Below are 13,851 nucleotides of genomic sequence, written 5' to 3'. Positions count from 1 at the left end.
CGGAGCCCTTGCCGGGTTCGGCACCCTTGTCATCGCCCGAGCCCTTGCCGCCGGGGGCCGTGCTCTTACCATCGTCGCCGGAGCCTTTGCCGGCACCCGCGCCGTCGCCGCCATCCTTGCCGCGCGCCACCGGCACGACCGCGACCACCGCAACCGAGGTGCTGCTGTTGCCGTCGTTGCTGACCAGCCCGCCAGTGGCGGCGCCGATATCGACCGGCTTGGCTTCAATCGGCTGGATAATCACGCTGTCGGAGACATCGCTCCAAGCGAAATCATCCTGCCCTTTTTGCGGACCTGCATCCGCAGCCTTGGGCACATCGTCGCCCTTGTTGGTTTCACCTGTCTTCGGCGCAGGCGGTGCTTCGGATGACGGGCCCGCTGGCGCGGTTTCGCGCTGCGGTGAATCGATCACCCGGCTCTGCTGGCCCTGGACCGACAGCCGATAGCGGTCGCCCGAGCTGATCATCGCGACCATGCCGGGGCGAATCAATTCGTTGGCGCCGCCGTCGATTGTCGCGACACCGACCGCGCCATCGATGACCTGCAGGGACGTGCCGTCCTGGCCGACCGTCACGGTGAAGGTCGTGCCCTTCACGACCGCCGCCAGATACGGAGTCTGAACGCCGAAATGCGGTTTGTCAGTATGCTTGACCTTGAACAGGCCGGTCCCCCATTCCAGGAACATCTGCACCATACCGGGCGCCTTGGCGTCAGGGACGCGGATGCGACTCGCAGCCGACACGGTCACGAAATCCTCTCCGCGCACCAACACGGCGCGCGATGAAACGCCGGTCAGCAGCGTGGTACCGGCCCGAATCGCCGTCCCACGGACGACCGGATGATCGCCGGCGGCGTCGCGCACGACCACGCGCCCACTCGCCTCGCTAACCGTCCAATCGGCGCTCTGCGCCCAGGCCGGAGTGGCGAGGCACAGTGCTAGCGAGCGCATTGCGGCCTTCGCGAAAACGTTCATGCGGCTATCCCCTTTTGTCGCCGCGATACCGCGAAGGTTTTGCAGCCGACTTAGGGATCAAGGTTAAGACGCCACGAACTTTTGACCGTTTCGTAACCCCTTGCCCTCTAAAGCGCTTCCCGTGGAGGCACGGGTGACGTATCGGATCTTAGCGGGGGGATGGCTGGCGGTTGTCGCGTTTTTGGCGCAACCCGCTTGTGCGCAATCGGCGCTCGACCGCGTCGCGCCGTCGACCCGCCAACCCGACAGCGCGCCCGAGCCCACGCCCCCTCCTCCAGATTTCGGAATCGTTCCCGGCACGCCGATCGAATCGCCAGCCGTCCGCGGTGAAATCTTGGTTGGCGCGATCTCACTGTCCGGCCTTACCGCGCTCACGCCCGAACAATTCAGCGACGTATTGGGCGATTATGTCGGCCGCACCTTGCAACCAGCCGACCTGGCGATGCTGACTGATCGCATCGCTGGTCGCGCCCGTGACCGCGGCTATGTCTTCGCGTCCGCCCGGATCGCGCCGCAACGCCTCGCCGCCGGCGTGCTGGTGGTTGAAGTCGACGAGGGACGTATCGACCGAATCGATCTGGAGGGCAGCGACAATGCTGCCGTCCGCGCGGCGCTTGCGCCTCTCGCCGACGGGAAGCCGGTGACATTGAACGAGCTTCAGCGCCACTTGCTTATCGCCGGCGATATCGATGGGATTCGCATTCGGCAGACGCGGCTGGTTCATGACGGCAATCGTGGGGTTCTGGTGGTCCGCGTCGCGCAGGACAGCGCCTCGCTCAGGGTTGCGATCCGCAACGACGGCACACGGCCGGTCGGTCCGGTGGAGATCCATATAGAAGCGATGATCTCGCAACTCGTCTTCGCCGACGATGCGCTCAGCGTCGCCTATTCGAGCGCGTTGTTCGAGCCAAAGGAACTGCAATATGCCCGGCTTCGCTATCAGAAGCGGCTGAACTCCGGCGGCACCGAATTGTCGCTGGCCTCAAGCTGGTCGAGCGTGCAGCCGGGTTCGTATTTGTCGGGCTACGAGATATTGGGGCGTAGCTGGTCGCAATCGATCGGCTTGCTCCAGCCGCTCCACCGCCGGCGGCGGTCGAGCATCTGGCTGACCGCTTCGCTCGAGGTCAATAATCTGACCCAACGCCGCGGCGGGCGGGACGTGCGTCGCGACCGCGAAACCCTGCTACGCGCGGGGCTCTATGGCTATGACGACCTGTTCGGTGGCCGGCTTCGCTTCAATGCGTTGGTGTCGCAAGGTCTGGACCTGTTCGATGCGACCGATCCGGGCGACCCACTAGCATCCCGGTCCGACGCCGACGGCACATTCACCTCGGCCAATCTATGGCTGGAATGGACGCGGACTTTTGGATCGGGATTCAGCATTCGGTTGGCCGGCAACGGCCAAATCGCGTCGCAGCCGTTGCTGATCGGGGAGGAAGTCGCTTTGGGAGGCCGCTCGTTCCTGCGCGGGTACGATTGGAGCGAACGCTCAGGCGACGAGGGCGCGATGGGCTCGGCCGAACTGCGTTATGACGTCAAACAACCGCTCGGCATCGTCGATCGCGCGCAATTCTATGCTTTCGGCGATGGTGGCGTGGTCCGCAACCTGTCGAACGGAACAGGCGGCGGATCGCTCGCCTCAGCCGGCGGGGGACTGCGCGTCGACATCTCGCACGCGATCGGCGCGACTGCCGAGGTTGCCGTGCCGCTGACCGGGCCACGCTACGACACCGGCAACCGCCAGCCGCGGATCAATCTGGGTCTTTCGACCGCATTCTAAGACCAGAAAAAATAATATTGCGCCTGTCGAATCCGCTCCCCCTCGCGCGTCTCCGCGGTACGATCGCATTCCGGCGGTCGCGGGAGATATAAGATGCATTACATGATCCTGATCTACGAAGACGAGAGCGTCTATGGCGATAAGAACGATACGCCTGAGATGCAGGCGATCGTCGCCAAGCACTGGGACCTCGTCAGCGACCTGGGCGACCAGTACAAGACCGGCGCTGGCCTGGCGATGACCTCCGCGGCGACGACAGTGCGGACCGTAAACGGCAAGCAGACGATCCATGATGGCCCCTTCGCCGAAACGCGTGAACAACTCGGCGGCTATTACGTGATCGAGGCGGACAATCTGGACGACGCGATCGCGGTCGCGCGCCGCGTGCCTGTCCGCTTCGATGGCTCGATCGAGATCCGACCATTGCTCCACCCGCCGGGCAAGTGATGATCGAGGCGGTGCTGCGGGCGGATGGCGGGCGGATCACCGCCGCGCTCGCCGCCCGCTTCCGCGACCTCGACCTTGCCGAGGAAGCGCTGGCGGAGGCGTGCGCGCGGGCGCTCTCCGCCTGGGCCGACGCTCCGCCGGCCAATCCGGCCGGCTGGCTCTATCGCGTCGCGACCCGCGTAGCGCTCGATAGCTTGCGGCGCAGCGCGGTACGCCATGCGACCGCCCTGCCCGAGCCGGAGCCCGAACCGACCGTGGAGGAGTTGATGACCGCCACGCCGCTGATCCCCGACGAACGGTTGCGGCTGATCTTCGTCTGCTGCCACCCCGCAATCCATCCCGACGCGCGCGCCGCGCTCACGCTCAGGCTGGTGTGCGGCCTGTCGGCGCAGGAGATCGCGCGCGGTTTCCTGATCGCCGAACCCGCATTGCTGCAGCGGCTGACCCGCGCCAAGCGCAAGATCGCCGATGCCGGCGTGCCGTTCGAAGTGCCCGGCCCCGATCATTGGGGCGAGCGGCTCGATGCCGTGCTGTCGACATTGGAGGTCGCCTATGCCCATGCGCATGCCGACGGCGCCGGAACCGGACGCCATGCCGGCTATGCCGAAGAGATGCTGGGGATCACGGCGGCACTCGCGGCGATGCTCCCGACCGAATCCGAAGTTCAGGCACTCGCCGCAACCGTCCGTTTCGCCGAGGCGCGCCGGCCGGCGCGGGTCGATGCCGAGGGCATGATGGTGCCGCTTGCCGATCAGGACCCGATACAGTGGGACGCGCAGCTGATCACCGAAGGCCGCCGCTATCTCGCCGGCGTGCTGAACCGCGCGTTGGGAGCGCGCGGTATCCAGGCGCTGATCCATGCCGAATGGTGTGCGCGGGCGTCACTAGCCGATCCCGCTCCCTGGCCCGCGATCCTGACCCTTTATGACGCGCTGCTCGCCTGCCGTGACGATCCGGTTACCCGCCTCAACCGGGCGGTAGCATTGGCCGAAGTGCGTGGACCGGCGATCGCGCTCGAGGAGGTCGATGCGCTCAACCATGCCGGCCTGGCTGGTTACCTTCCCTATCACGCCTTGCGCGTCGATCTACTGGCGCGGCTCGGACTCACCGATGCCGCCCGCCGCGCCTATGATGCTGCCCTTGCCCTCGCACCGGCGGGCGCGGAGCGTCGCTGGCTCGACCGCCGCCGGTCCAAATGCATGGATTGAAGCGGCTCTCGCGATGAACGGATCGGGAACCTTTGGCGTGCCGCGCGGTTGAACTTAGCTTACGTGCCACAGGCACGGCACCACAAAGGGGGTCGGGTGAATCGCGAAGAACGTCACACCGCGAATTCGGAAAACGATCGATACCGCCTGCTGGTTGACGCGATTACCGACTATGCGATCTACATGCTCGATCCCGACGGGATCGTCACCAACTGGAATGCGGGCGCGCAACGTTTCAAGGGCTACACTGCCGATGAAATCGTCGGCCAGCATTTCTCGCGTTTCTATTCACCCGAAGATCGTGGCAACGGCTTGCCGGCGCGCGCGCTGTCCATAGCCCGCACCGAAGGCAAGTTCGAGCAAGAAGGCTGGCGAATTCGCAAGGATGGTCAGCGGTTCTGGGCACACGTCGTCATCGACCCTATCTGGGCGAAGGACGGCACGCTGATCGGTTTCGCCAAGATCACCCGAGACCTCACCGAACGCCGCGCCGCCGCCGAGTCGCTGCGCCAGAGCGAGGAGCAATTCCGGCTGCTGGTCCAGAGCGTCACCGACTATGCGATCTATCGCCTCGATCCCCAGGGTCACGTCGCCAGTTGGAATTCGGGCGCCGAACGGATCAAGGGCTATACGCCGGCCGATATAATCGGCTCCCATTTCTCGCGCTTCTACACCGACGAGGATCGCCTGGCCGGCGAGCCCGAGCGGGCGATGTCGATCGCGCGCGAGCAAGGCCGCTTCGCCGCGGAGGGGTGGCGCGTTCGCAAGGATGGCAGCCGGTTTCGCGCCAGCGTGGTACTCGACCCCATTCTGGGCGACAAAGGCGAACTCATCGGTTACGCGAAGGTCACGCGCGACGTGACCGAACGAGAGGATGCGCAGCGCAAGCTCGATCTCGCGCGCGAGGCGCTGTTTCAGTCGCAGAAGATGGAAGCAATCGGTCAACTGACCGGCGGCGTGGCGCATGATTTCAACAATTTGCTGATGGCCATCCTCAGCAGTCTGACGCTCCTTGAGCGGCGCGTTTCGGGTGACGCGTCGACGCAACGGTTGATCGACAATGCCCGGCAAGGTGCCGAGCGGGGCGCCGCGCTGACACAGCGTATGCTCGCCTTCGCACGGCGTCAGGAGCTCAATCCGGAACCCGTCGACGTGCCAGGACTAGTCCGCGGCATGAACGACCTCCTCCAGCGCACGCTCGGTCCGTCGCACCCGATCGGACTGCAATTCCCGCTATCGCTTCCCTGGGTGCTCGCGGACGCAAACCAACTCGAAATGGCCTTGCTCAATCTCGCCGTGAATGCTCGCGATTCTATGCCCGACGGCGGTGCCATTTCGATCGCCGCTGGCGAGGCCGCGGTCGAGGAGCGGACAATCGACGGACTCGCTCCTGGCCGGTACGTGAAGCTCGCGGTGATCGACACCGGCACAGGCATGGATGCCGCCACCTTGGCGCGTGCGACCGAGCCGTTCTTCACGACCAAGGGCGTGGGCAAGGGAACCGGGCTCGGTCTGTCGATGATCCATGGCCTTGCCGAGCAAATGAAAGGCGAGCTCGTGCTGCACAGTGTGGTTGGGCATGGAACCACGGCTGAGCTGTGGCTGCCGGTGACCGACATACGCCAAGATGCCGCCATCGTACCGGCGCCTCCGCCCGAGAGGATCGACCAGCCGCGCGACCTCCGCGTCCTCGTGGTCGACGATGACAGTCTCGTCGTGATGAATACCGCTGCCTTGCTCGAGGACATGGGGTATGTCGTGACTGAAGCCAGTTCGGCGGTCGAGGCGTTGGCGTTGTTCAAGGACGGATCCGCATTCGACCTGCTGATCACCGACCAGGCCATGCCGGGTATGGTCGGTACGCAATTGATCGAGAAAATACGTGAGATCGCGCCAGACCTGCCGATCATCCTCGCGTCCGGTTATGGCGAGCTGCCAGGGGCAACTCTTTCCAGCGTCGTCAAGCTGTCCAAACCGTTCGGCCAGGCGCAACTCGCCGCAGCGATCCGCAAAATAGAAACGGAAGAGGTGTGGCAACCGGCCTGACGGTCGAGTCTTGGCTCTGACTGACGAAGTCCGATAACCATCTTTGGCAGCATGTATTGCTTTGCCAAGGCTCGAAATGGGTATGCTGGCCCGCCGGGCATATTGCAGATCGTTACGTTTCCGGCCATGTCGGCCACACTGCTTTGGCAAACAGCAGCATCACTTGGGGCCGCCTTTGGGCGGCCCCTGTTTTGTCCAATCTAATTCAATAGCTTATTTCATCTGCCGCTTGGCTGAGGCCATCGTCGCCTTGCCGTAAGGCGGCTTCAATCCGGCCAGCTTGGCGATGTCGAAGCGCGCCTGACGGTACACCGCCTTGGCGTGGCTGAAGGTCCTAAACCCGTCATGCCCGTGATAGGCGCCCATCCCCGACGGGCCGATCCCGCCGAACGGCAATTCCTCGTTGGAGATGTGGAAGATCACGTCGTCCAAGGTCACACCGCCCGAGATCGTGCGATCGAGCACGCGGCGGCGTTCCTTGTCGTCGCTGCCGAAATAATAGAGGCCGAGCGGACGGTCGCGGCGATTCACCTCGGCGATCGCGCCGTCGATATCGTCATAGCGCCGCACCGGCAGGATCGGCCCGAAAATCTCCTCCTGCATCACAATCATATCGTCGGTCGCATCGCGGATGATGTGGAGCGGCATCTTGCGGCTGTTCGAGGCGGCGAAATCCTCGTTCGCCGGATTGACCGTCTCGATCGTCGCGCCCTTGGCGCGGGCATCCTCCAGCCAGTCCTGCAGCCGCTGATGATGGCGATCGTTGATGATCGAGGTGTAATCGGGATTGGCGAGCAGGGTCGGATACATCGCCGACACCGATTGCTTGAGGCCGTCGACCACCGCCTGTTCCTGGTCCGCCGGGACCAGCATGTAATCGGGCGCCAGGCAGATCTGCCCGGCATTGAGCATCTTGCCGATCGCCACCCGCTCGGTGCCGCGCTTGATGTCGGCGGACCGTCCGAAGATCACCGGCGACTTGCCGCCGAGCTCTAGCGTCACCGGCGTCAGATTGTCCGCCGCGGCGTGCAAGATGTGCCGGCCGATCCCGGTCGCGCCCGTGAAGATCAGGTGATCGAACGCCAGGCCCGAAAACTCCTTGCCGACCTCAGGCCCGCCCGACACGAAGGCGAGCTCATCGGCGGCGAAATAGGTCGGGCAGATCTCCTCGAACAAGGCCGCGACGCGCGGCGTGAACTCGCTGGTCTTGACCATCGCGCGGTTGCCCGCCGCGAACACGCCAGCCAACGGCGCCATGATCAGGTTCACCGGGAAATTCCACGGCGAAATCACGCCGACCACGCCCTTGGGCTGGAACTCGATCCACCCCTTGCCACCGAGCAGGCCGAGCGGCGCGGTGACCGGACGGCGCTCGGGACGCGACCAGCGGTCGACATGCTTCAACGCGTGTTTGAGCGGCGCGACCGAAGCGGCGATGTCGGTCAGCATCGACTGCTCGCGGCTGCGATGCCCGAAATCCTCGCTCAACGCGTCGCAAAAGCGATCCGCATGGTCAGCGATCATCGCGGCGGCGCGCTTCAGCCGGTCCTTGCGCACGGTCAGGCTCACCGGCAACTCGGCCATGAACGCCGCGCGTTGCGCCGCCAGGATGTCGTGCATCGTCATCGCATCTTTCCTCCCCGATATTTCAAGCGCAGCCGATCGCTCCGGCGACCGGTATTACGACGCTGGCTCGGCCCGCGCGATCGATCCGCAGCGTAGCGTCCGAAATTGACCCGCTTTTCGGCATGCTGGCGTCGGTCTTCACGACAATTTGCAAGGTCGCTGTGGTGCCTTTGCCGCGATATTCGGTGATCTGCGAGTAGCCTAGGCCACCGATTCCATTCTGCGCGCTGATCGGAAGGTCGGTCACTTTGCCGTCGATCGTCAGGCGCAGCGACGCGGGATCGGTGGTCGCCATTGCGACCAGCGCCATGCTCGGCGTCCGCGTCCACAGGAACGCCGCGCAGCCTTTGGCGGGCAATCGCTGCGGCGGCAGCGCACTGATCGGCAGGCCGTCGACCGAAGAGACGAGCGGCTCGATGATCTGCGGCGCGGACGACGGCGTCGAGGCCGGCTTTGGCAGCGCATTATCCTGCGCCGCGACTGGTGCGGCCGTTATCAGCAAAGCGAGCAGCAACGTCCTCATCGCCACGGTTGCTATCACGGGTTGACGTTAAGGGTAAGCGCGGATCGCGGTCAGCCGACAGCCTTCTTGCGGATCAGGTAGCGATAGACGCCGAAGACATCGATCGCGAACAGCGCGACATTCTGCGTCCCCAGCGCACCGTCGCGCGACAGCACCGAGCCGGCCAGCCAGCACAACGCCGAGCCGCTGAAAATGACGAATCCCCAGCCCGTCACGCGCCGGCCAGAATCGAGCGATACCATCAAGGCAGCGACGATCCCGCTGATCGAGGCGACCCATTTGATCGCGGTGATGAGGGTTTCCATGGTCATTCCCCTAGCGAACGAACGGCAAGTCGGAATTGCCGCAAAGCAAGGTCCGCAATTTGAATTCGCCGACACGCGCGCCTAGATCGCCGTCAGCATCCTTTCCGGAGTTTCTTCATGACCGCCGACCCGATCGTCATCCTGTCCTACGCCCGCACGCCGATGGGGAGCTTCCAGGGCACGCTGACCGGCGCCAGTGCCACCCAGTTGGGCGCGACCGCGGTCAAGGGCGCGGTCGACCGAGCCGGCGTCGACCCGAAAGACATCGAGCGCATCTATATGGGCTGCGTGCTCCCCGCCGGGCTCGGCCAGGCGCCGGCGCGCCAGGCGGCGATCAACGCGGGCTTGGGCGACCATGTCGAGGCGACCACGGTCAACAAGATGTGCGGATCGGGTATGCAGGCAACGATCATGGGCAGCGAGGCGCTCGCCGCCGGGTCGGTCGACCTGATCGTCGTCGGTGGCATGGAGAGCATGACCAATGCGCCGTACCTCTCAATGCGCCATCGCGGCGGCGCGCGGATCGGCCACGACGTGCTCAAGGACCATATGTATCTCGACGGGCTCGAAGACGCCTATGAGCCCGGCAAGCTGATGGGCGCCTTCGCCGAAGAGACGGCACAAGAATATCAGTTCACCCGCGCCGCGCAGGACGATTACGCGATCGCCAGCCTCGAGCGCGCGCAGGCCGCACAGAAATCCGGCGCATTCGCGCGCGAGATCGTCGCGGTCGAGGTGGTCGGCCGCAAGGGCACCGACACGGTCACGCTCGACGAACAGCCGGCCAAGGCTGACCCGTCGAAAATCCCCACGCTCAAGCCCGCTTTCGCCAAGGACGGCACGATCACCGCGGCCAATGCGTCGTCGATTTCCGACGGCGCCGCCGCGCTGGTGCTGACGCGCGCCTCAGTTGCCGACAAGCTCGGCAAGAAGCCGGTCGCGCGGATCGTGGCCCAGGCCGCGCACGCCCACGCCCCCGCCAAATTCACCACCGCTCCTGTCGCGGCAATGCAGAAGGCGCTCGACAAGGCCGGCTGGAGCGTCGCCGATGTCGACTTGTTCGAGGTCAACGAGGCGTTCGCGATCGTCGCGATGATCGCGATGCACGACCTCGGCATCCCGCACGACAAGATCAACGTCAACGGCGGCGCCTGCGCGCTCGGCCATCCGATCGGCGCCAGCGGCGCGCGGATCCTGACAACGTTGATATCGGCGCTTCAGACGCGCGGCCTCAAGCGCGGCATGGCGTCGCTGTGCATCGGCGGCGGCGAGGCCACGGCGGTGGCGGTCGAACTGATCAACTGATCTGCCACGAGCCGGTCCTGCGGGCCGCGCAGGATCGCGTCAGATCCTGCCCATGTCGGCGGGCAGCGGCAGCGGGGGCAATTGTGCCGCCGCCTGGGCGATCGCGGCGCGCACCGCTTCGACATGACGTCGATTATCGGTCTCGCTCAGCGTTTCGATCATCGGATTATAGTCGGCCGGGCGGATTCCCTGCCCGTCCATCACCGCAAACCAGCTGGCGTCGCGGAACAGTTCGTCGCTCGACAGGACGAGCCGTCCCGATGCCCGAAACTGGTCGATACGATAAACGAGCGTGTCGGGGATCGGCATGGCCTGGCAATAGCGCCACAGCGGCTCGTCGCGACCGGCCGTCATCTTGTAATGCAGCACCAGGAAGTCGCGGACATCGAGCATTTCCTGCCCGAATACGCGGTCGAACTGCTCGGCGACCAAAGGGTCGTCACCCCTGCGCGGAAACAAGGCGAGCAGCTTGGCGATGCCGCTCTGGATCAGGTGGATGCTGGTCGATTCGAGCGGTTCGAGGAACCCGCTCGACAGGCCGATCGCAACCACGTTCTTGACCCAGGAACGCTTGCGCTTGCCGGGCAGAAAGCGGATCAGGCGCGGCTCGGCGATCGGCTCCTCGCCCAGCGCATCGAGCAGCGATTGGCGCGCGCTATCGTCGTCCTGGAACCGGCTCGCATAGACATAGCCGTTGCCGGTTCGGTGCTGGAGCGGGATGCGCCAGCGCCAGCCCGCTTCCGCCGCGGTCGCGCGCGTATAAGGGATGACGTCGGTCTCGACCGGACTCGGCACTGCCCAGGCGCGATCGCAGGGCAGCCAGCCGCTCCAATCCTCGAACCCTGCGCCCAACGACTGCTCGATCAGCAGCCCGCGCAATCCCGAACAGTCAATGAAGAGTTGGCCGGCCACTTCGTCACCGCGCTCCGTGACCATGCGCGTGATGCAGCCGCTTTCCGGGTCCTGATCGATCCGGGCGACCTTGCCCTCGATCCGCACCACGCCAAGCGTCTCCGCATGGCGACGCAGATAGCGGGCATAGAGGCCGGCGTCGAAATGATAGGCATAGCCCAGGGTCGACCGCATGGATCGCGGATCGCCGACCGGCTTGTCGAACCGCCCGGCTCGTGCGGCTTGCGTCGTCAGCGAAAAATCCTCGGTCGCCGCCGCCATCCCGCCCAGGCGCGCGCGGATTAGCCGATGCAGGAACATCACCCCGTCGCCGGGTGGACCGAAGGTGCCGAACGGATGGAGATACGCGCTGCCGTCGCCATTCCAGCCAGCGAACTGGACGCCGAGTTTATAGGTCGCCTTGGTCTCGCGGATGAACTCGGCCTCGTCGAGCCCGACGATCTGGTTGAACCAGTGAATCGTCGGGATCGTCGCCTCGCCGACGCCGATCGTCCCGATCTCGTCGGATTCGACCAGCGTGATCCCGCGGCCCGACCCCTGCAGCGCGCGGCTCAATGCAGCCGCGGTCATCCAGCCGGCGGTACCGCCGCCCAGGATGACGATCTGCTCGATGCTCATTTCGCCCATGCCCGCGACCTTAGCCGGCGATCACTTGGCTGGACAGGCGACGCCACCGTCCTGCGCCGGGCGCTTGAGCGCGAGATAGACCGTGCTCCACAATTGCGCGGCGTTGGATTCGTCGGCATCGCGCCCGCTGGCACCGAACGCAGCGACCTCGTAGCGGCCCTCGGCATAGCGCCACGACCATAGTTCGGAGCTCTGGACTTGGCGCGTGGCGGCGATGGCGCGCCATAGGCATTGCTGCGTTGCTCTGAGCTTCGAGCGGACGCCAGGCGATATGTCGGCGCGTGCCAATTGTCGCTCGAGCCCGGCCGCGGCGAGCGCTTGTTGCCACGACCAGATCACGGTGCCGTGATAGGCGTTGGGCCCGAATTTCGCCGCGAGCGAATCTGGCGCGAAAGCGGGATTGGCGACCAGCATGCCGGCCCCCGTCATCAGCCCCGCCGGGAACGGCTTGCCGATCACTTCCGCAGCGGTCGCCAGCGCAGCATCGTCGGGATGGCCGAACAGCAGGGCGAAACCCTCGTCCGAATTCTCGATCGGTACGGGCGCGCCCTCGGCATCGAGCGCGATTGCGTTGAAACGCAGCCCGGCTGGGTCGACCGCCTGAAGCGCCGCCGTGGCGGGCACGCCGGCCTGCGCGGCGTAAGCGGTGATCGCGGCACGCGCCCGCGCGGCCGGAATCGTCATCGCGAACAGGCCCGGCGTGCGGGACCGCCAAGCCGCCTCGACCTCCGACAACCGGCTAAAGTCCTCCCGGTCGTCCGACGTCATATAGGGCGTGAGCAGGCCAGCGCGGTCCATGGCTGCCGCAGCATCGAGCGCGGCCGGGACAAAGATCGCGTTGACGTCATAGGGGAACCGACCACCCCCCAGCCCATCATTGCTGTCGCGCCACTCGCCGGCGTCCATGCCTGGATTGAGCGATATCAGATTGGTCGGCGCGGGGTTTTGCGCAAAGGGCCGCGCGCGGCGCAGGACGTAGCGCAGATTGCGCATCAGCGCGTCGCCCGCGCGTTCCTTGCCGTGCCGTTGGGCCAGGAAGGCAGCGGCCCGCGCTCGCCCGCGCGGATCGTCGATCAGCCAGGCACGCGCGACCGGCGCGAGCATGAAGTCGCCGTCGATCATGTTGTAATTGTAGGTCGGCGCGTCCGACTTGCTGTCCTCCTTCAAATGATCGAGGATTGCGAACTCGCCAATATCCTCCTCATGCGCGACCTGCCCCTTGTCAGACAGCCGTTCGAGCACTGAGGTCAGGCCCGTCTCGACCGCCGCCGGCAGCAATACGGGCATCAGCAGGCGTACCGACATCAAGGTGTCACGACCGAAATAGGTATTGAAGCGCCACGACCCGGCGAGGAACTTTTCGCGATAGCTCAAGAATTCGAGCGCCCGCCGCGCCCCGGCGTCGGCATTGGCCTGCGCGGTGAGCAGTCCGGCGATCGGCACCGGAGTCAGCGGCGTCTCGCCCGACACGGCGGTGATCGCGAGGACGATGCGGCCATCCGCCGCGGCGACGATGCCATGTCCATCCCATTGGCCGCCGACGATCCGAACGCTCAAGCGATAACCGGGTGCGCCATCGAGCCGATCGCGGGCCCAGATCAAGGTATCGCCGCGCACCGCGACCGAGCTGAGCAGCTCGGCGGGTGCGGTGCCGAGCGCCTGATAATCGCGCAGCACACGCACGCTCGACAGCACCGCCTGTTTGGGAGTGAGGCGCGGCGCGCGGATTCCGGCTGTGAAGGAAACGCCGTGGAGCGGTCGTCCCTTGGCGTCCATGACGGTCACCGGCACAGCCGGCGCGGTCATCGTCCATTGCGGCGCGCCCTGGACGCGATCGAACCACAGGCCGACCCCGCTATTCCCCGCCGGAAAGGCGACGATCAGGCGCGGATCGCTTCCCGACCGCAGCACGATATGCGCAGCGACCGGTCCTTTGCGCACGAAGCTGTTGATGTTCAGCCCTTCCTTCTGGACGAATGCCGGATCGGCGCGCGGCGTCGTGCGGGCGCCCAGCGCGGTGCCACAGGCTAGCGCCAGGAGCAGAATCGATCGAAGCCGCATCACTCGTCCTTCGTGCAACATCACGCCAGCCCGGGAGC

At 65.5% G+C, this 13,851-nt stretch carries 11 protein-coding genes; 5 read left to right on the top strand and 6 right to left on the bottom strand.

The features are described from left to right. A partial coding sequence (locus SAS01S_RS13140) for a FecR domain-containing protein (protein WP_169804953.1) occupies nt 1-973 on the bottom strand: 973 nt, incomplete at its 3' end. Nucleotides 974-1,106: 133 nt separating this feature from the next. On the opposite strand from SAS01S_RS13140, the gene SAS01S_RS13135 reads away from it, so the two are divergent. From SAS01S_RS13135 to SAS01S_RS13120, 4 genes are all read left to right on the top strand, one after another. After that, nucleotides 1,107-2,753, top strand: a complete 1,647-nt coding sequence (locus tag SAS01S_RS13135) for a ShlB/FhaC/HecB family hemolysin secretion/activation protein (RefSeq protein ID WP_169804952.1) — start codon at nt 1,107-1,109, stop codon at nt 2,751-2,753. 93 nt (nt 2,754-2,846) lie between these two features. After that, nucleotides 2,847-3,200: a YciI family protein gene (locus SAS01S_RS13130; RefSeq protein ID WP_066808894.1), complete on the top strand. Its 354-nt coding sequence runs from the start codon at nt 2,847-2,849 to the stop codon at nt 3,198-3,200. Beyond that, complete coding sequence (locus SAS01S_RS13125) at nt 3,200-4,408, top strand: RNA polymerase sigma factor (RefSeq protein WP_066808893.1); 1,209 nt, start codon at nt 3,200-3,202, stop codon at nt 4,406-4,408. Before SAS01S_RS13130 ends, SAS01S_RS13125 begins: the two co-directional genes overlap by 1 nt. Before the next feature lie 96 nt (nt 4,409-4,504). Continuing rightward, nucleotides 4,505-6,454 carry a hybrid sensor histidine kinase/response regulator gene (locus tag SAS01S_RS13120; protein ID WP_066808891.1) on the top strand — a complete coding sequence of 650 codons (1,950 nt, stop codon included), beginning with the start codon at nt 4,505-4,507 and terminating at the stop codon, nt 6,452-6,454. A gap of 213 nt (nt 6,455-6,667) precedes the next feature. Here the strand turns inward: SAS01S_RS13120 and SAS01S_RS13115 are convergent, their stop codons facing one another. The 3 genes from SAS01S_RS13115 to SAS01S_RS13105 are packed head-to-tail and all read right to left on the bottom strand — an operon-like array spanning nt 6,668 to nt 8,908. Next, the gene (locus SAS01S_RS13115) at nt 6,668-8,080 is read right to left on the bottom strand and encodes a coniferyl aldehyde dehydrogenase (RefSeq protein WP_066808888.1); all 1,413 of its coding nucleotides are present in this window, start codon (nt 8,078-8,080) and stop codon (nt 6,668-6,670) included. A 22-nt stretch (nt 8,081-8,102) separates the two neighbouring features. Beyond that, nucleotides 8,103-8,603: a hypothetical protein gene (locus tag SAS01S_RS13110; protein ID WP_066808884.1), complete on the bottom strand. Its 501-nt coding sequence runs from the start codon at nt 8,601-8,603 to the stop codon at nt 8,103-8,105. Between the two features lie 50 nt (nt 8,604-8,653). Next, entirely contained in the window at nt 8,654-8,908 is a 255-nt protein-coding gene (locus SAS01S_RS13105; RefSeq protein ID WP_245656901.1) for a hypothetical protein, read from the bottom strand. A gap of 117 nt (nt 8,909-9,025) precedes the next feature. Here SAS01S_RS13105 and SAS01S_RS13100 point away from each other — a divergent pair, with 117 nt between their 5' ends. Continuing rightward, nucleotides 9,026-10,213 carry an acetyl-CoA C-acyltransferase gene (locus SAS01S_RS13100; RefSeq protein WP_066808881.1) on the top strand — a complete coding sequence of 396 codons (1,188 nt, stop codon included), beginning with the start codon at nt 9,026-9,028 and terminating at the stop codon, nt 10,211-10,213. 39 nt (nt 10,214-10,252) lie between these two features. Here SAS01S_RS13100 and SAS01S_RS13095 read toward each other — a convergent pair whose 3' ends face one another. Together SAS01S_RS13095 and SAS01S_RS13090 are read right to left on the bottom strand one after the other, a co-directional pair. Further along, the gene (locus SAS01S_RS13095) at nt 10,253-11,752 is read right to left on the bottom strand and encodes a tryptophan halogenase family protein (protein WP_066808879.1); all 1,500 of its coding nucleotides are present in this window, start codon (nt 11,750-11,752) and stop codon (nt 10,253-10,255) included. Nucleotides 11,753-11,773: 21 nt separating this feature from the next. After that, complete coding sequence (locus SAS01S_RS13090; protein ID WP_066808877.1) at nt 11,774-13,813, bottom strand: hypothetical protein; 2,040 nt, start codon at nt 13,811-13,813, stop codon at nt 11,774-11,776. Nucleotides 13,814-13,851 lie beyond the last annotated feature (38 nt).

It is taken from the genome of Sphingomonas asaccharolytica NBRC 15499 (assembly GCF_001598355.1).
Taxonomy (GTDB): Bacteria; Pseudomonadota; Alphaproteobacteria; order Sphingomonadales; family Sphingomonadaceae; genus Sphingomonas; species Sphingomonas asaccharolytica.
The sequence above is the reverse complement of the archived record's forward strand: the minus strand, read 5'-3'. Positions and strand labels throughout refer to the sequence as shown.